General features: G+C 66.2%; 16 protein-coding genes. 5 read left to right on the forward strand and 11 right to left on the reverse strand.

Translation table 11 applies throughout. The annotated features are described in order from the left end of the window. Positions 1-178: 178 nt before the first annotated feature. The 8 genes from parC to AC0ZJQ_RS16965 form a co-directional block, all read right to left on the reverse strand. A complete protein-coding gene (gene parC, locus AC0ZJQ_RS16930) occupies positions 179-2,437 on the reverse strand; it encodes a DNA topoisomerase IV subunit A (protein WP_476476971.1) in 2,259 nt (752 codons plus the stop codon). Continuing rightward, complete coding sequence (locus AC0ZJQ_RS16935; protein WP_476476972.1) at positions 2,434-2,961, reverse strand: retropepsin-like aspartic protease family protein; 528 nt, start codon at positions 2,959-2,961, stop codon at positions 2,434-2,436. The genes parC and AC0ZJQ_RS16935 overlap by 4 nt, the downstream gene beginning before the upstream one ends. Further along, on the reverse strand, positions 2,958-3,938 hold the full coding sequence (locus AC0ZJQ_RS16940; protein WP_476476973.1) for an esterase-like activity of phytase family protein: 981 nt from the start codon (positions 3,936-3,938) through the stop codon (positions 2,958-2,960). The genes AC0ZJQ_RS16935 and AC0ZJQ_RS16940 overlap by 4 nt, the downstream gene beginning before the upstream one ends. Next, positions 3,935-5,821 carry a DNA topoisomerase IV subunit B gene (parE, locus tag AC0ZJQ_RS16945; protein ID WP_476476974.1) on the reverse strand — a complete coding sequence of 629 codons (1,887 nt, stop codon included), beginning with the start codon at positions 5,819-5,821 and terminating at the stop codon, positions 3,935-3,937. Before parE ends, AC0ZJQ_RS16940 begins: the two co-directional genes overlap by 4 nt. A gap of 15 nt (positions 5,822-5,836) precedes the next feature. Next, positions 5,837-6,454 (reverse strand): YqiA/YcfP family alpha/beta fold hydrolase, encoded by a 618-nt coding sequence (locus AC0ZJQ_RS16950; RefSeq protein WP_476476975.1) that lies wholly within the window; start codon positions 6,452-6,454, stop codon positions 5,837-5,839. Positions 6,455-6,531: 77 nt separating this feature from the next. Then, on the reverse strand, positions 6,532-7,347 hold the full coding sequence (cpdA, locus tag AC0ZJQ_RS16955; protein ID WP_476476976.1) for a 3',5'-cyclic-AMP phosphodiesterase: 816 nt from the start codon (positions 7,345-7,347) through the stop codon (positions 6,532-6,534). Between the two features lie 106 nt (positions 7,348-7,453). After that, positions 7,454-7,900 (reverse strand): DUF1249 domain-containing protein, encoded by a 447-nt coding sequence (locus AC0ZJQ_RS16960; RefSeq protein ID WP_476476977.1) that lies wholly within the window; start codon positions 7,898-7,900, stop codon positions 7,454-7,456. Further along, positions 7,897-8,514, reverse strand: a complete 618-nt coding sequence (locus AC0ZJQ_RS16965) for an NUDIX domain-containing protein (RefSeq protein ID WP_008569609.1) — start codon at positions 8,512-8,514, stop codon at positions 7,897-7,899. Before AC0ZJQ_RS16965 ends, AC0ZJQ_RS16960 begins: the two co-directional genes overlap by 4 nt. Positions 8,515-8,751: 237 nt before the next feature. On the opposite strand from AC0ZJQ_RS16965, the gene AC0ZJQ_RS16970 reads away from it, so the two are divergent. From AC0ZJQ_RS16970 to AC0ZJQ_RS16985, 4 genes are all read left to right on the forward strand, one after another. Then, on the forward strand, positions 8,752-9,495 hold the full coding sequence (locus AC0ZJQ_RS16970) for an RsiV family protein (protein ID WP_314018091.1): 744 nt from the start codon (positions 8,752-8,754) through the stop codon (positions 9,493-9,495). Positions 9,496-9,628: 133 nt separating this feature from the next. Next, positions 9,629-9,892: a DNA-directed RNA polymerase subunit omega gene (gene rpoZ / locus AC0ZJQ_RS16975; RefSeq protein WP_003286572.1), complete on the forward strand. Its 264-nt coding sequence runs from the start codon at positions 9,629-9,631 to the stop codon at positions 9,890-9,892. Between the two features lie 60 nt (positions 9,893-9,952). Beyond that, a complete protein-coding gene (gene spoT, locus AC0ZJQ_RS16980; protein ID WP_476476978.1) occupies positions 9,953-12,061 on the forward strand; it encodes a bifunctional GTP diphosphokinase/guanosine-3',5'-bis pyrophosphate 3'-pyrophosphohydrolase in 2,109 nt (702 codons plus the stop codon). Between the two features lie 116 nt (positions 12,062-12,177). Beyond that, a complete protein-coding gene (locus tag AC0ZJQ_RS16985) occupies positions 12,178-12,558 on the forward strand; it encodes a RidA family protein (protein WP_043297766.1) in 381 nt (126 codons plus the stop codon). Between the two features lie 54 nt (positions 12,559-12,612). On the opposite strand, the gene AC0ZJQ_RS16990 is transcribed toward AC0ZJQ_RS16985, so the two are convergent. Continuing rightward, positions 12,613-13,179: an OmpA family protein gene (locus tag AC0ZJQ_RS16990; protein ID WP_155550770.1), complete on the reverse strand. Its 567-nt coding sequence runs from the start codon at positions 13,177-13,179 to the stop codon at positions 12,613-12,615. Further along, positions 13,176-13,637, reverse strand: a complete 462-nt coding sequence (locus AC0ZJQ_RS16995) for a FecR domain-containing protein (protein ID WP_155550771.1) — start codon at positions 13,635-13,637, stop codon at positions 13,176-13,178. Before AC0ZJQ_RS16995 ends, AC0ZJQ_RS16990 begins: the two co-directional genes overlap by 4 nt. Positions 13,638-14,056: 419 nt before the next feature. Between AC0ZJQ_RS16995 and AC0ZJQ_RS17000 the strand changes: the two genes are divergently transcribed. Further along, positions 14,057-16,024 (forward strand): AAA family ATPase, encoded by a 1,968-nt coding sequence (locus tag AC0ZJQ_RS17000; RefSeq protein WP_476476979.1) that lies wholly within the window; start codon positions 14,057-14,059, stop codon positions 16,022-16,024. Between the two features lie 153 nt (positions 16,025-16,177). On the opposite strand, the gene AC0ZJQ_RS17005 is transcribed toward AC0ZJQ_RS17000, so the two are convergent. After that, positions 16,178-16,795 (reverse strand): TPM domain-containing protein, encoded by a 618-nt coding sequence (locus AC0ZJQ_RS17005; protein ID WP_155550773.1) that lies wholly within the window; start codon positions 16,793-16,795, stop codon positions 16,178-16,180. Position 16,796 lies beyond the last annotated feature (1 nt).

Genomic DNA, 16,796 nt, shown 5'->3' on the forward strand with positions numbered 1-16,796 from the left:
CCTCTTACACCATGATCCAGGCTATGCAACGGCGGGCGCCGGCTACCCGATCGTCGGTGACGGCCAGCCATGCGGCGTGCTGGACGATCCGAAAGTCGGATCGACAGAGCGTCGCCTGTTTGAAAGGTGGCTATCTTCCGTGAATCCGGCCCCGGATGCCAGCACTGAAGCGCGCCACTCAGCCCACGCGTTCGACCTGCAAGCCATCGACTCGCTGGAAACCACGCGGCAGCTTATTGCCACGTCGCCCGCGCTCGCCCTTGTAATGTTCCAAGTCATCGGCCTTGAGCGACAGCGTGCGCTTGCCGGCCTGCAGCGTCAGCGTTGCGCCTGCCGAAAGCACCGCCAGATCGACCAGGTATTCCTCGCGGCTGGCTACCCGCTCGCCAGGAATACCGATGATCTTGTTGCCCTTGCCCTTGCCCAGCTGCGGCAGATCCCGCACCGGGAACACCAGCAGGCGCCCTTCGGTCGTCACCGCCGCCAGCCAGTCGTCGTCGCGGCTGTGCAGCGGCCGCGGTGCCACCACTTTCGCGCCGGCCGGCAGCGACAGCAGTGTCTTGCCCGCCTTGTTCTTGGCCTGCAAGTCATCACCCTTGACCACGAAACCGTAGCCGGCGTCCGAGGCAATCACGTACAGGGCATCGTCATCGGGCAGCAGCACGCATTCGAAGCTGGCGCCGGGCGGCGGCGTCAGGCGGCCGGTGAGCGGCTCGCCCTGGCCTCGCGCCGAAGGCAGCGAGTGCGCCGCCAGCGAATAGCTGCGCCCGGTGCTGTCGATGAACACCGCGAACTGGTTCGAGCGCCCGCCAGCGGCGGCCTTGAACCCGTCGCCGGCCTTGTAGGAGAGGCCGGTTGCGTCGATGTCATGGCCCTTGGCGCAACGCACCCAGCCTTTCTCGGAAATCACCACGGTGACCGGCTCGGACGGCAGCAGTTCGTTTTCCGACAGCGCACGGGCTTCGGCGCGCTCGACGATCGGCGAGCGCCGCGCATCGCCGTAGGTCTCGGCGTCGGCCAGCAACTCCTTGCGCACCAGCTTCTTCAGCTTGGTCTCGCTGCCGAGCAGCGCCAGCAGCTGCTCGCGCTCCTTCATCAGCTCGTCCTGCTCGGCGCGGATCTTCATCTCCTCGAGGCGTGCCAGCTGGCGCAGGCGCGTATCGAGGATGTAGTCGGCCTGCAGCTCGGACAGCGCGAAGCGCGCCATCAGCACCGGCTTGGGCTGGTCCTCGGTGCGGATGATGTGAATCACCTCGTCGAGATTGAGGAAGGCGACCAGCAAACCGTCCAACAGGTGCAGGCGCTTCTCCACCTTATCCAGGCGGAACTGCAGACGGCGGCGCACGGTGCCGATGCGGTAGGTCAACCACTCGCTGAGCAGCACGCGCAGGTTCTTCACCTGCGGCTTGCCGTCCAGGCCGATGACGTTGGTGTTGACCCGGTAGCTCGACTCCAACTCGGTGGTGGCGAACAGGTGGGTCATCAGCTCGTCGGCATCCACGCGGTTGGAGCGAGGAATGATGACGATACGGCAGGGATTCTCGTGATCCGATTCGTCGCGCAGGTCGGCGACCATCGGCAGCTTCTTGGCCTGCATCTGCGCGGCGATCTGCTCCAGCACCTTGGCGCCGGAGACCTGGTGCGGCAGCGCGGTGACCACAATGTCGCCGTCTTCAAGCCGGTACACGGCGCGCATGCGTACCGAGCCGCGACCGCTTTCATAGATCTTCAGCAACTCCGCGCGCGGCGTGATGACTTCCGCCTCGGTAGGGAAATCCGGACCGAGAATATGCTCGCAGAGCTGCTCGACGGTGGCGTTCGGCTCGTCGAGCAGGCGCACGCAGGCCGCCGCGACTTCGCGCAGGTTATGCGGCGGCACGTCGGTGGCCATGCCCACGGCGATGCCGGTGGTGCCGTTGAGCAGCAGGTTGGGCAGGCGCGCCGGCAGCGTCGCCGGCTCGTCGAGCGTGCCGTCGAAGTTCGGCACCCAATCCACCGTGCCCTGCCCCAGCTCGGACAGCAGCACCTCGGAATAGCGCGATAACCGCGCCTCGGTGTAACGCATGGCAGCGAACGATTTGGGATCGTCCGGCGCACCCCAGTTGCCCTGACCGTCGACCAGCGTGTAGCGGTAGCTGAACGGCTGGGCCATCAGCACCATGGCCTCGTAGCAGGCGCTGTCGCCATGCGGGTGGAACTTGCCGAGCACGTCGCCGACGGTGCGCGCCGACTTCTTGTGCTTGGCGTCGGCGTTCAGACCCAGCTCGCTCATCGCATAGACGATGCGCCGCTGCACGGGCTTGAGGCCGTCGCCGATGTGCGGCAGGGCGCGGTCCATGATCACGTACATGGAATAGTTGAGGTAGGCCTGCTCGGTGAAGTCGGCAAGGGAGCGCCGCTCCACGCCGTCCAGGCTCAGGTCGAGTGTTTCGCTCATGGTCGATCCGTGGCGTGTTGGCGCAGCACCAGGGTGCCGGCGCGCTGGGTGAATTCGAGACGTTTCAGGGCGCTCATGCCGAGCAGGATCTGCTCGCTGTCGAAGCCTGGGGCGATGACCGCGCGTACGTCGCGTAGGACGATGTCGCCCAATTGCAGGCGCTCGATCTGCGTGCGATAGCCGGTGGTGCGGCCGTTGGCGGTCTGCAGCTGAACCGGCGCGCCGCGCTCGAGCTGCAGACGCCCAGCCAGCTCCACCGGCACCGCCACGTCGGTGGCGCCGGTGTCGAGCAGGAAGGTGACGGGCATATCGTTGATTCGGCCATCGGCGACAAAATGCCCGCTGCGATTGCCGGCCAGCTGCACTTCGATCTGGCCGTTCTCGACGCGCGAGAGCGGTTCACGATTGGGATTGCTGCGTTCACCTTCCCAATCGGCGAAAAAGCGCGTGGCGAGGAACAGACCGGCAGCCCAGGCGAGCACCAGCATCACCCGCCCGGCGCGTCGACCGGCCGTCTGGCTCACGGCGCGTTCCAGCCGCCGGCCGGCGCGGCGAAACGCCAGACGATCGGACGCTGCTCACCATCGGCGCGGCGCATGTCGTTGTTGTCGACGCCGATCCAGGCACCCTCGGCGTCGAGCCACAGCGCTTCGGCGGTACCGAAGCGTGTCGGGTAGCGTCGCTCCTCGCTCAACGCCGTCGCGACGAACGACCAGCAACGCTCCACGGCGCCGGTCGCCGGTACACGGCGGCAGACCTGATGCGCCAGCGGCTCCAGAGTGAACAGCTTGTCCTGATGGAAGGCCACGGCGGTAAAGCCCGGCGCCGTGGGCTGTTGCCCGAGTGCTGGCGGTGGCAGCTCCTGACCGCCCTCGGACAGCAGTACACAACCGCCGGTGCAGTGCCAGCTGTTCTGCCGGCGATGGAGCACCAGCAGCCCGCGGCGCTCGCGCTCAGCCGCCAGCCACATGCGCTCGGCCGCCGGATCGACAGCGATGCCTTCGAACATCGCATTGAAATGCAGCAGCATGCCGCTGGCCCGCGCCTGGCGTACCAGCGACGATGGCAGGCGCAGCCATTCGGCGCTGCCGGCCGGATTGACCCGCAGCACGCCGGCGTGCGCTTCGCTGACCAGGTAACGATTGCCCAGGCTGTCGCAGCTCAGGCCTTCGAAATCCATCTGGCCGCCGCGCAGCTGGCCACTGACCCAGGTACGCATGCGCATACCCCAGGGCAAGCCGCTGGCTGGTGGCGGCGGCAGCTCGAAACGCTCCGCCTCGGCCTGCCATTCGCCGGCGCCGCCGGAGAGCCGGTAGAGCCGGTCGTCGTCGCGATCGGATACGGCCCACAGCGCATCGCCGCACCAGGCCAGGCCGGAGAGATTGCCGCCGGTCATACCGGCAACCGCATGCTCGCTGACCAGCTGCAGCTCGACCGGCGCCGCGCTGGCCGGCACGGCCGCGCCGAGCAGGCCGAGCAGCACCAGGTAGCGGCGGATCAAACCAGTACCTCGGCCAGATTGCCCTTCGACTCCAGCCAGCTCTTGCGGTCGCCGGCGCGCTTCTTGGCCAGCAGCATGTCCATGATTTCGCGGGTGCCGTCGAAGTCATCGAGGGTCAGCTGGACCAGCCGGCGGGTGTTGGGGTCCATGGTGGTTTCGCGCAGTTGCGGCGGGTTCATCTCGCCGAGACCCTTGAAGCGCGTGACCTGCGGCTTGCCGCGACGCTTCTCGGCCACCAGGCGCTCGAGGATGCCGTCGCGCTCGGCCTCGTCAAGGGCGTAGAAGATGTCCTTACCCAGATCGATGCGATACAGCGGCGGCATCGCGACGTAAACGTGGCCGGCTTCCACCAACGGGCGGAAATGCTGGACGAACAGCGCACAGAGCAGCGTGGCGATGTGCAGACCGTCGGAGTCGGCGTCGGCGAGGATGCAGATCTTGCCATAGCGCAGCTGCGAAAGATCGCTGGAGCCCGGATCGAGCCCGACGGCCACGGCGATGTTGTGTACTTCCTGGCTGGCCAGCACTTCGCCACCGTCCACTTCCCAGGTGTTGAGGATCTTCCCGCGCAGCGGCAGGATCGCTTGAAACTCCTTGTCGCGCGCCTGCTTGGCGCTACCGCCGGCCGAATCACCTTCCACCAGGAACAGCTCGGCGCGTGCCGGGTCCTGTCCGGCACAGTCGGCCAGCTTGCCCGGCAGCGCCGGGCCCTGGGTGATCTTCTTGCGCTCGATCTTCTTGCTCGCCTTCAACCGCCGGCCGGCGTTGTTGATCGCCAGTTCGGCGAGCTGCAGGCCCAGCTCAGGGTTGGCGTTGAGCCACAGACTGAAGGCGTCCTTGACCACCCCGGAGACGAACGCGGCGGCCTCGCGCGAGGACAGCCGTTCCTTGGTCTGCCCGGAGAACTGCGGCTCCTGCAGCTTCATCGAGAGCACGAAAGCGATACGTTCCCAGACATCCTCCGGCGCCAGCTTTACGCCGCGCGGCAGCAGGCTGCGAAACTCGCAGAACTCGCGCATGGCATCGAGCAGGCCCTGGCGCAGACCGTTGACGTGGGTGCCGCCCTGCGCGGTGGGAATCAGGTTGACGTAGCTTTCCTGCACGCTGTCGCCGCCCTCGGGCAACCACAGCAATGCCCAGTCGACTGCCTCGGTATTGCCGGAAAGCGCGCCGACGAAGGGCTCGTCAGGCAGGCGGGCGAACTCGCTGACAGCATCGACCAGATAGGAACGCAGGCCGTCCTCGTAATGCCATTCGACCTTCTCGCCGCTGGCCTTGTCCTCGAAGCTGACGTTCAGCCCCGGACACAGCACCGCCTTGGCCTTGAGCACGTGTTTGAGCCGGCTGATGGAGAACTTCGGTGAGTCGAAGTACTTGGCATCCGGCCAGAACTGCACGCTAGTGCCGGTGTTGCGCTTGCCGACCGTGCCGATGACCTGCAGGTCGCTGGCCTTGTAGCCATCGGCGAAGCTCATGCGGTACTCGTTGCCGTCGCGGCGGACGGTGACCACCACCTGCGTCGACAATGCGTTGACCACCGAGATGCCCACGCCATGCAGGCCGCCGGAAAACTGGTAGTTCTTGTTGGAGAACTTGCCGCCGGCGTGCAGCTTGGTGAGGATCAGTTCGACACCAGGAACGCCTTCCTCGGGATGGATATCCACCGGCATGCCGCGGCCATCGTCGATGACTTCCAGCGAATTGTCGGCATGCAGGATCACCTGCACCGAACGGGCATGGCCGGCCAGCGCCTCGTCGACGCTGTTGTCGATGACTTCCTGGGCAAGGTGATTGGGCCGCGAGGTATCGGTATACATGCCCGGGCGCTTGCGCACCGGATCGAGGCCGGAAAGGACTTCGATGGCTTCTGCGGTGTAAGACATGGGCGTCTCGATAGCTTATGAATCGGAAAAATCGGTCTCGAGCCAGAGCGTCGGAGCGAACCCGGCGAACGCCAGCAGCGCCGGCAGACGCTCGGCGAAGCCCTGAAAACCGTGGTCACCCCCAGCCTGGATGCGCAGCGCGCAGCCACGGTAGAAGTCGACGGCCTGGCGATAGTTCAGCGTTTCATCGCCGGTCTGCAGCCAGACCTGATAGCGCCCGGCATCCTGCGGCGGCGGCACTTCCAGCTCTGCCAGCGCCGCGACATGGTCATGGGTGAGTTCCCAGACTTCGCCGCTGTAGAGGTTAGTCTGCGGGCCCAAGTAGCCATCGAAACGCCGATGCGGCAGCACCGCCGGATTGATCAGCAGCGCACGCAGACCGTGGCGCTCGGCGAGGTGGGTCGCATAGTAGCCGCCGAGCGAGCCGCCGACCAGCAGCGGCCGGCCCAGCGCGGCCAGCTCCGTTTCCAGCTGGGCGATGGCCTGGCGCGGATGATGATGCAGCGCCGGCACCCGCAGGCAGTCGGCCATGCCGATACGCGTGAGCGCGGCACTGAGCTGACGGGCCTTCTGGGACAATGGCGAGCTGTTGAGCCCGTGTATGTAGAGGATGGCGGGACGATCGCTGGTCATTCGATTCGCTGGCAGGCAAGGGACGGGGAAGGCTACAAGGCGGACGCCGCACGGTGCAAGCCGCCTGCCGGCGCGGCTCAGTAGCCCTTGACGCTGTAGTCCACCTCGAAGTCGATGCCGCTGACGCGCGACACGCCAGTGTCCAGACGACCGTCGCCGTGCAGGCGCAGCCAGCGATACCCAGGCGCCAGGCTATCGACCTTGAAGCGCTCGCTACGCGGAGCGAACTGCACGCCGGTGGAGGGCGAGGCGAGCAGCCGCACGCCGTTGCGCACCTGCTCGAATTCCTGATGAATGTGCCCCCAGAGCAGTGCACGGACGTTGCGATGGCGGTCGAGCACCTCGAATAAGCGTTCGGGCTCACGCAGGCCGATGCTGTCCATCCAGCGGCTGCCGATCGTCACCGGATGGTGGTGCAGGCAGATCAGGTGGTGCTGCTCGGGCGCAGCACGCAGCGTCGCGTCGAGCCACTCGAGCTGCGGCTCGTCCAGCACGCCGAACACTTCGCCGGATTGCAGGGTATCGAGCAGGATCACCCGCCAGTTGTCGCACTCGAACACCGGTTCCATCAGGCTGGTCCCACGGGTCGCCTCACGCATGGCTTCGCGCTCGTCATGGTTGCCCGGGCACCAGCGTGCAGGCGCGGCGATGCGCGTCGAGAGTTCGCGAAAGCGCTGGTACGACTCGAGCGAGCCGTCCTGCGAGAGATCGCCAGTGGCCAGCAGCAGGTCGATATGCGGTTGCTCCTCGAGCACCAGATCGATCACCCGCTGCAGGCTGTCGCAGGTGTCCATGCCCAGCAGGGTACCCTGCGCCGGCGCGAACAGATGGCTATCGGTGAGCTGCACCAGCAGCACCGACTCTTCAGCAGCGGTCAGGGATGCACCAAGCAAGGCCCGTCTCCTCGGGAAAATCGCAACCGAATTATGGTTGGCTGCACACGGGAGGGAAACCGCGGGAAGTGGGCGTGGGTCACAGAACGGCGCTGGCGACGAATGCTCAGAGCACCGGTTCGAGTTCGTGACCGCACGCCTGGCAATGGCTGAGCCACTCGCCGAGGAACAGGTTGAGCTGACTCTTTTCGTCCGGCTGGTGCATCTGCGCGTTGGGATAGTGGTAGATGCCGCGCAGGCGCCGGGCATTCTCCGCGCGAACCACCTCGGCCATGCGCGCGTCGTGATACACGCGCACCTCCATTCTCGGCACCGGCAGCCAGCTCAGGCAGTGCTCCTGGCTGACCTGCACGGTGGTGGTGTAGGGGCAGTTTTCCAGCACCTGCAGCACCAGCACGCCGAGCAGCTGATCGCCCTGGCTGATGGCGATGCGCCGGGTACGGCCGGACTGGCGCATCTCCGGCAGCAGACACAGCAGGCGCAAGTAATTGGCCTCGCAAGTGGCCTGCAGCTCGGGCAGATCGACCCGGTAGCGCTCGCGGCGTCGGTTCATCGCCAGGCTCCCCGCACATCGTCACGGTTCAGCGCCAGCCATTGCAGGGCGATGATGCTCGCCGCGTTGTCGATGCGCCCGTCACGCACAGCCTGCAGCGCCTGCTGCAGCGTCCAGACGTGCACGCGAATGTCCTCGCCCTCCTCGGCCAGGCCGAATACGCCCTCGGCGTTCTGGCTGTCGCACCGACCGACAAACAGATGCACCTGCTCGTCGCTGCCGCCCGGCGAGGGAAAGTAGCGGGTCACCGGCCACAGTTCGCCCAGCTCCAGCCCAGCCTCCTCGATGGCCTCGCGGCGCGCCACCTCCTCGGGCTGTTCATCCGTATCGATCAGCCCGGCGACCAGCTCGATCAACCAGGGATTGCTCGCCTTGCCCAGCGCGCCGACGCGGAATTGCTCGATCAGCACCACCCGGTCCAGGCACGGATCGTAGGGCAGCACGCACACCGCATCATGACGCACGAACAGCTCGCGACTCAGCTCCGCGCCCATCGCACCATTGAACTGGCGATGACGCAGGTGCAGGCGCTCCAGACGGTAAAAACCGCTGAAGCATTGCTCGCGTCGCAGGATCTGGACATCATCCGGGCCGGGCTTGAAAGTCTCGCTCATCTGGACATCACTCACATTCGGTTGGGCCGTACCCGCGCAGCGTCTGACATGATCCGCACTGCACCGGCACTGGCATGACTACAGCCGCACATCGTGAGCCGTCTCCGTGATCATCCTAGCGCGCCGCCGATACGGCCGCAGCCCTCAGCTGACCGATGCAAGGCGGCCGGATCCGGTCACGGCGAACTTCAGACACCCAATGAACTCGAAACGGCACCTCACCCCGACAGGCGAACCATGAGCCATCCGACCTCTACCGCACGCTTTCCCGTCTACGCCCTGCTGGCCAGCCTGCTGTTGCTCGGCGCCTGCCAGCACAATCCGTTGCAACAAGCGCCGCAGGCCACGCAGCGCCTCACCGAGGAACGACCGCACGGTTGCGACGGCGAGGATTGCCCGCTGGTCAATATCGACACGCTGCACTTTGCCGATGAGCCGCAGCTCGACCGCCTGATCGACGAGCGCCTGCGCCGCATGACGCTCAACGCACCGGATGCACGGCTGCCGGAGTCGCTCCAGGCTTATCAAACCGAGTTCCTGCGCGACGCCGAGCCCGGCTGGGCCAGCTATCTGCAGGCCAAGGTGCGCGAGCAGCATGGCGACATCACCGTGATCGAGCTGTCCAGCTACCTCTATACCGGTGGCGCACACGGCATGCCGGGGCGTGGCTTCATCAATTACGACAGTGCACGGGACCGCGAACTGCGCCTGGAAGACCTGCTCATCCCCGGTCAGGAAGGCAACTTCTGGCGCGCCGCCCGCCAGGCCCATCAGCGCTGGTTGGCGCAGAACGACCAGGCACAGAACTCCGACTTCCGCGAGCAGTGGCCGTTCCAGCAGACCGCGCATATCGCCCTGCTCAAGGACAGCGTGCTGCTCAAGTATGACGTCTACAGCATCGCGCCCTACTCCAGCGGCCATCCGGAGCTGTTCATTCCGCATGCGCAACTCCAGGGCATTCTCAAGCCGGAATACCTCTGAGCGTGCGCTGGCCGGCATTCGCGCCCGCTTCCACGCCCAAACAGCGCTTCCATTCGCGCTGGTGATTTTTTAGACTATTCCGTCCGCTCGCCCATCCGGGCCCGCTATACCGCTATTGCACACGAGGAACACCATGGCCCGCGTTACCGTTGAAGATTGCCTGGACAACGTCGATAACCGCTTCGAGCTGGTCATGCTGGCCACCAAGCGTTCGCGCCAGCTGGCGACCGGCGGCAAAGAGCCGAAGGTGGCCTGGGAAAACGACAAGCCGACCGTCGTCGCCCTGCGCGAGATCGCTTCCGGTCTGGTCGACTACGATGTCATTGCACAGGATGAAATCGTCGACGACGAACCGCTCTTCATCCAGTATGAGGAAGAGCCCAACGAGGCCATCTGATTAAATGCCAGGTCGAAGTCGAACCGCCGAGCCTACATCGCGCCGGCAAGGAGCACAGCCTTGCCAGCCATAGATACCCTTGCCGATCGCCTGTCGACCTACCTCGGCCCGGACCAGGTCAACCTAGTTCGCCGCGCCTACTTCTACGCCGAGCAGGCCCACGACGGGCAGCGCCGGCGCAGCGGTGAAGCCTACGTCACCCACCCCCTCGCGGTAGCCAACATCCTCGCCGACATGCACATGGACCATCAGAGCCTGATGGCTGCGATGCTGCATGACGTCATCGAGGACACCGGCATTCCCAAGGAAGCGCTGGTTGCGCAGTTCGGCGAAACCGTCGCCGAACTGGTCGACGGGGTCAGCAAGCTGACCCAGATGAACTTCGAGACCAAGGCTGAAGCGCAGGCCGAGAACTTCCAGAAGATGGCGATGGCCATGGCGCGCGACATCCGCGTGATCCTGGTCAAGCTCGCCGATCGCCTGCACAACATGCGCACGCTGGAAGTACTGGCCGGCGAGAAACGCCGGCGCATCGCCAAGGAAACCCTGGAAATCTACGCGCCCATCGCCAACCGCCTGGGCATGCACTCGATGCGAGTGGAGTTCGAGGACCTCGGCTTCAAGGCCATGCACCCGATGCGCTCCGAGCGCATCCGCGTCGCGGTGCGGCGTGCCCGCGGCAACCGCAACGAGATCGTCGAAAAGATCGAGCAGTCATTGATTCACTGCCTCGCGCGCGACGGCCTGGAAGGCGAGGTGGTGGGCCGCGAGAAGCACCTGTTCAGCATCTACAAGAAGATGCGCGGCAAGCGCAAGGCGTTCAACGAGATCATGGACGTCTATGCCTTCCGCATCGTGGTCGACAAGGTCGATACCTGCTACCGCGTGCTCGGCGCCGTGCACAGCCTGTACAAGCCGCTGCCCGGTCGTTTCAAGGATTACATCGCGATTCCCAAGGCCAACGGCTATCAGTCGCTGCACACCACGCTGTTCGGCATGCACGGCGTGCCCATCGAAATCCAGATCCGCACCCGCGAAATGGAGGAGATGGCCAATAACGGCATCGCCGCGCACTGGCTGTACAAGTCCGACGAGAACGACGTGCCCAAGGGCACCCATGCCCGCGCCCGGCAATGGGTCAAGGGTGTGCTGGAACTGCAGCAGCGCGCCGGCAACTCGCTGGAATTCATCGAGAGCGTGAAGATCGACCTGTTCCCGGACGAGGTCTACGTCTTCACGCCCAAGGGCCGCATCATGGAGCTGCCCAAGGGCTCCACCGCGGTGGACTTCGCCTACGCGGTGCACACCGACGTCGGCAACACCTGCATCGCCTGCCGCGTCAACCGTCGCCTGGCGCCGCTGTCGCAGGCGCTGGAAAGCGGCTCGACGGTGGAAATCGTCACCGCGCCGGGCGCCCGGCCGAACCCGGCCTGGCTGAACTTCGTGGTCACCGGCAAGGCACGCACGCACATCCGCCACGCGCTCAAGCTGCAGCGCCGTTCGGAATCCATCAGCCTCGGCGAACGTCTGCTGAACAAGGCGCTCACCGGCTTCGAGACCAGCCTGGACAAGATCAGCGCCGAACGCATTCGCCAGGTCCTCGCCGAGTACCACGTCGAATTCATCGAGGACCTGCTCGAGGATATCGGCCTGGGCAATCGCATGGCCTACGTGATCGCCCGACGCCTGCTGGCCAGCGACGGCGAGCAGGCGCCCAGCGCCGAAGGCCCGCTGGCGATTCGCGGCACCGAGGGCCTGGTGCTCAGCTACGCCAAGTGCTGCACGCCGATCCCGGGCGACCCGATCGTCGGCCACCTGTCCGCCGGCAAGGGCATGGTGGTGCACCTGGACACCTGCCGGAACATTGCCGAATTCCGTCACAACCCGGACAAATGCATCCAGCTGTCGTGGGCTAAGGACGTCACCGGCGAATTCAACGTCGAGCTGCGGATCGAGCTGGAGCACCAGCGCGGCCTGATCGCCCTGCTCGCCGGCAGCGTCAACGCCGCCGACGGCAACATCGAGAAGATCGGCATGGACGAGCGTGACGGGCGTGTCAGCGTGGTCCAGCTGGTGGTCAGCGTGCATGATCGCGTGCACCTCGCACGGGTGATCAAGAAGCTGCGTGCGATCAAGGGTGTCACCCGGATCACGCGACTCAGGGCCTGAATTTCGCCCCGCAAGACAACGGGGCCGCCACCTCGCACCTTATCGCCGACGGTGGCTGCGGTTGTCACAAGTCATTATGCTGACCGGCCAATTGCCAATTCCGCAGAGGAGTTTCCATGAGCAAGACCGTCATCAACACCGACAAGGCCCCCGCTGCCATCGGCACCTACTCCCAGGCGATCAAGGCCGGCAATACCGTTTACCTGTCCGGCCAGATTCCGCTGGACCCCAAGACAATGGAACTGGTCGAGGGCTTCGAAGCCCAGGCCGTGCAGGTTTTCGAGAACCTCAAGGCCGTGGCCGAAGCCGCTGGCGGTTCGCTGAAGGATGTCGTCAAGCTCAACATCTTCCTCACTGATCTGGGCAACTTCGCGACCGTCAACGAGGTAATGGGCCGTTACTTCCAGCAGCCTTATCCGGCGCGCGCCGCCATCGGCATTGCTGCGCTGCCGAAAGGGTCGCAAGTGGAAATGGACGCGATCCTGGTCATCGACTGACCTGCTTGGCGCACCGCCAGCCGGTGCGCCTCCTTCCCTCAGCGCGGACCGCGCTCAGCGAATCAGCACCTCGACCCGTCGATTGCGCGGCTCGGCGGTCGCATCCGGCGTCGCCACCAGCAGATTGCGCTCGCCGTGACTGGTCACCCGCAACTCCATCGTCTCCAGCCCTCGGGCCTTCAAAAGCTCGGCAACCGCCTGCGCGCGACGCAGACCGACCCGCACATTGGCCGCCTCGGCACCGAGCGTATCGGTGTGGCCGATCACCGTAACCACCGGGTAATCACGACGCCGTACGGCTTCCAGTACCTGCTGCACGATCGCCTCGGCGGCGGCGTCGGGTTGACCGTCGGCGCGTAGTTGGAGCATGTGGCGTTCCGGCAGTGCCGGTTGCGCCGCCAGCGTCCGCTCGAAATCCCGCTCGCGGCGCAACGCGCTCACACTGAACGGGCGCGCATCGCCCAGCGTCATGCCCTGCCCGGCGTGCGTCAGCTGCGGTGGCTCCTGATCGTCGAGCGCCACGCTGCCGGCGCCAGGCAGCATCACGTAGGAGCGTCCGCTGCAACCGGCGAGCGCCGCCGCCAGCAGCACCACGGCCCAGCCACGCCAGCCGACCCTCATTCGACCACCTTCAGCAGCATCTGGCCGCCGTGCAGCCGCACACGACCGTCCGGGGTATCCACGGCAATGGCGCCCGGTGCCAGACGGGCAATATCGCCGGCGAGCAGATTCAACGTGCCGCGCTGCAGGCGCGCATCGAGTCGCAACTGATCCTCGGCCGGGGCGAAGCGGTAGTCGTCCAGCACCAGTTCGCTGTGCGGACCGAACGACAGCACGCTGCCGTCGCTGAGGATCACGCCCAGCGCGCCGCCTTCGCCGGTGCTCAGCGTTACCCCGGGGATGATCGCCTGGCCGACCCGAGCGGCATTGGTATAGCCGCGACTGCTGACATAGGCGGCGCCATCGACGCGAGCCACATGCCCGCTGGGCTCGGGCAGGTCGGTTGCGGCGGCGGAGGCCAACCACAGCGCCGGCAAACCGGCCAGGCAGCGCAACAGCTTCAGGTGCGGATCGTTCATCGGTCTCTCGAATCGACAGCTAGCGGAACGGCAATGATTAAGCCGAACCACTAAGGCAGTCGAAATCGGCAAAAGATTCCGCAACGCCGCGTGCAATCGCATAAAGCGGAGTGGCCTCGGGTCCGCATACGCTCCTGCTCCCCGCGCACGAAAGGGTTCCGTCGACGACCTGTCATTCGTCGCAAACCTGGCACCCGTTCGTCGTGTGACGGTCCGGGCGACCTCGCTTGCCGTATCCTCGCCGCTGGCGGTTGATTAAAAACCGACCAGCGGTCTGGCACAGAACAGCATCCATAAGCTAGCGACCGCACGCACAGCGTGCTGTGCGCCGGCGGGTTTCGCCCGCATCAGAAAACTGTGGTCTGCCTGTCGGGCAGTGTTTTTATCGACGCGTCGGGCCTGCCCCGATTGGATGTGAAATGAAGAAACCACGTTTGCTCCAGGGCCGTCCGGGTCTTGCGCTGTCCATGTTCGCCCTGCTGCTGCTCGCTGTGCTGGCCTTCTGGGCGACTCGCCCCGGCACGCCCGCGCAACCGCCGGCCGCCGGCTCTGCCGCTGCTATGCTGGCCGAGCTGCAAACCTCGCGCGACAGCTGGGACGCCCATCGCGGCGACCTCTCCCGTCTGCTCGCCGACCTGCGCGGCGGCGCCGTCGCCAGCGCCGCACTGGGCGCCGACGCGGTTTACATCAGCGCTCGCGACGGCCAGCGCTACTGGGTGCCGGAGCAGTCCGGGCAGGTCACCGCACTGCTGCTCGACCACTACGCCAGCAGCGGCGAGCTGTTTCCGTTGACGCTGTTCGAGACCGCGGCGGACAAGCCGTTCTACCTGTCGCTGCTGCCATACTCGCCCATGGTCCTGCTGCTGCTCGGCGGCGCGCTGTTCTTCATTCTCAAGACCCGCGGCTTCGAGGTGCAGCGCAAGGGCAGCGGCGTGACCTTCGCCGATGTCATCGGCGCCGCGGAGGCCAAGCAGGCGCTGGCCGATGTCACCGCCTACCTGCGCGACCCGGCCGCTTACGCACGCCTCGGTGCGCGTCCGCCCAAGGGCGTACTGCTGACCGGCGAGCCCGGCACCGGCAAGACCCAGCTGGCCAAGGCGCTGGCGAGCGAATCGAACGCCAGCTTCATCCAGGTGACCGGCAGCGACTTTTCCTCGATGTACTTCGGCGTCGGCATCCAGAAGGTCAAGGCGCTGTTTCGCACCGCGCGCAAGCAGGCGCCGTGCATCATCTTCATCGACGAGATCGACGGCATCGGCAAGCGCGCCGAGCAGCAGCGCTCCAGCGATGCCGAGAGCAACCGCATCATCAACCAGTTCCTCGCCGAACTGGACGGCTTTGACGGCGCCAGCGGCGTGCTGGTGCTGGGCGCGACCAATTTTCCCAACTCGCTCGATCCGGCGCTGGTGCGCGAGGGCCGTTTCGACCGCTCCATCGCCGTCGGTCTACCGGGGCTGGACGACCGCGAAGCGCTGTTCCGCCTGTACGCCGGGCGGATCAGCGCTGCCGACGATCTGGACTTCCCGCAGCTGGCACGCAACAGCGTCGGGCTGACGCCAGCGGCCATCGCCTACATCGTCAACCATGCCGCCCTGCTGGCGGCCCGCACGGGCGCCACGCAGGTCGACATGGGCCACTTCGTCGATGCCGTCGAAACCTGCCGCATCGGCGAGCAGCCGTCGGGCGTGACGCCGATGTCGCCGACCGACCGCAAGCGCATCGCCGTGCACGAGGCCGGCCACGCGCTGGTGGCGGCCGAACTCAAGGTTGGCCGGGTGGAGAAGGTCACCATCCTGCCGCGCGGCCAGGCGCTGGGCGTGACCCTGGTGACGCCGGTGGAGGACAAGCGCCTGCACATGGAGTCCGAGCTGCGCGCGCGCATTCAGATGCTGCTGGCCGGGCGCTGCGCCGAGCAGCTGTACTTCCATGAGGTCTCGTCCGGTGCCGGGCAGGACCTGCAGGAGGCCTCGAAGATCGCCCTGTCGATGGTCGGCGCCTTGGGCATGGGACCGAAAGGCTCGCTGCTCAGCCTGCAGGCGGTGCGTGATGCGCACATCGAGTTCGACTCCGGCGACGCCATTCGCGCCGCCGACGACCTACTCCGCCAGCTCGAACGTGACTGCCAGGCGCTGCTGCAGCGGCTGCGGCCGGCGCTGGACGAGGTGTCCGCACGGCTGCTCGCCAGCGAAACCGTGCCCGGCGAAGAGGTGCTGGCGGCCATCGAGCGGCTGCCCGCCCATCACCGCGACGCCAGCATCAGCAGCATCGGCGCCCAGATCGGCAACCTCGATCGCGTCGCCGCCAGCACGCTGGAACATGCCGAGCATTTCGAGCTGTCGCCTGCGCTGCAGGACAAGCCGTGCGACGACGGGCCGGGGATGGCCTGAGGCCGGCGCGAGGCTCACCTCGGGAACGGGTTCGGTGGAAAAGCGCTGCGCGCGTTTTCCACCCTACGCAACCTGTGCCGGGTCGTAGGGTGGGCAACGGCGCAGCCTTGCCCATCGCGACAAAGGCTGCGGCGCCCCCCCCCTCGAACGCCGCTAGTCCAGCACCACCAGCCGATTGGGCAGCTCGTTGCGCGCATGGGTGGCCGGCACATGCTGTGCCAGCAGCGCGCCGGCCGACTCGATGCAGCCGAGGAAACCCTCGAGCACCCGGCCCTGCTTCACCCGTTCGGTGAAGGCGGCGACGATCGTCTCCCAGGCAGCATTGTCGATACGGCTGGCGATGCCGCGGTCGACGAGGATCTCCACATAGCGCTCCGCCTCGCTGACGAAGATCAGCACGCCGGTATCGGCCTCGGTGTGATGCAGGTTCAGCTCGATGAACTGCCGCCGCGCCAGATTGCAGGCCCGCCAGTTGCGCACCGCGCGCGGTATCAGCCGACTGGTCAGCGCCGGCGCGCGGAACGCCACGGCCAGCACGAGGAACGTCGCCCATTGCGCCAGCAGCTGCTGCCAGGCACTCAGCCAGCCGCCGAAGAACAGCAGCGCGCCGGGCAGCAGCAACGCAATCACGCTGGCCCAGAGCAGCGGAATGTAGCGGTAGTCGTCGGCCTGCGCGGCCAGCACGGTCACCACCTCGGCATCGGTGTCGCGCTCGATGCGCTCGATTGCCGCGGCCACCTGTTGCAGCTCGCTCTCGCTCAGTAAGGTCATT

The sequence above is a fragment of the Stutzerimonas sp. 21-1 genome, assembly GCF_056336065.1.

Excerpts from the sequence above, each read along its gene's own strand:
- AC0ZJQ_RS16990 (WP_155550770.1), bottom strand. The coding sequence starts at position 13,179 with ATGAGGGTCGGCTGGCGTGGCTGGGCCGTGGTGCTGCTGGCGGCGGCG.
- AC0ZJQ_RS16970 (WP_314018091.1), top strand. The coding sequence starts at position 8,752 with ATGAGCCATCCGACCTCTACCGCACGCTTTCCCGTCTACGCCCTGCTG.
- AC0ZJQ_RS16985 (WP_043297766.1), top strand. The coding sequence starts at position 12,178 with ATGAGCAAGACCGTCATCAACACCGACAAGGCCCCCGCTGCCATCGGC.
- parC (WP_476476971.1), bottom strand. The coding sequence starts at position 2,437 with ATGAGCGAAACACTCGACCTGAGCCTGGACGGCGTGGAGCGGCGCTCC.
- AC0ZJQ_RS17005 (WP_155550773.1), bottom strand. The coding sequence starts at position 16,795 with ATGACCTTACTGAGCGAGAGCGAGCTGCAACAGGTGGCCGCGGCAATC.
- AC0ZJQ_RS17000 (WP_476476979.1), top strand. The coding sequence starts at position 14,057 with ATGAAGAAACCACGTTTGCTCCAGGGCCGTCCGGGTCTTGCGCTGTCC.
- parE (WP_476476974.1), bottom strand. The coding sequence starts at position 5,821 with ATGTCTTACACCGCAGAAGCCATCGAAGTCCTTTCCGGCCTCGATCCG.
- rpoZ (WP_003286572.1), top strand. The coding sequence starts at position 9,629 with ATGGCCCGCGTTACCGTTGAAGATTGCCTGGACAACGTCGATAACCGC.
- AC0ZJQ_RS16995 (WP_155550771.1), bottom strand. The coding sequence starts at position 13,637 with ATGAACGATCCGCACCTGAAGCTGTTGCGCTGCCTGGCCGGTTTGCCG.
- AC0ZJQ_RS16965 (WP_008569609.1), bottom strand. The coding sequence starts at position 8,514 with ATGAGCGAGACTTTCAAGCCCGGCCCGGATGATGTCCAGATCCTGCGA.
- AC0ZJQ_RS16950 (WP_476476975.1), bottom strand. The coding sequence starts at position 6,454 with ATGACCAGCGATCGTCCCGCCATCCTCTACATACACGGGCTCAACAGC.
- AC0ZJQ_RS16960 (WP_476476977.1), bottom strand. The coding sequence starts at position 7,900 with ATGAACCGACGCCGCGAGCGCTACCGGGTCGATCTGCCCGAGCTGCAG.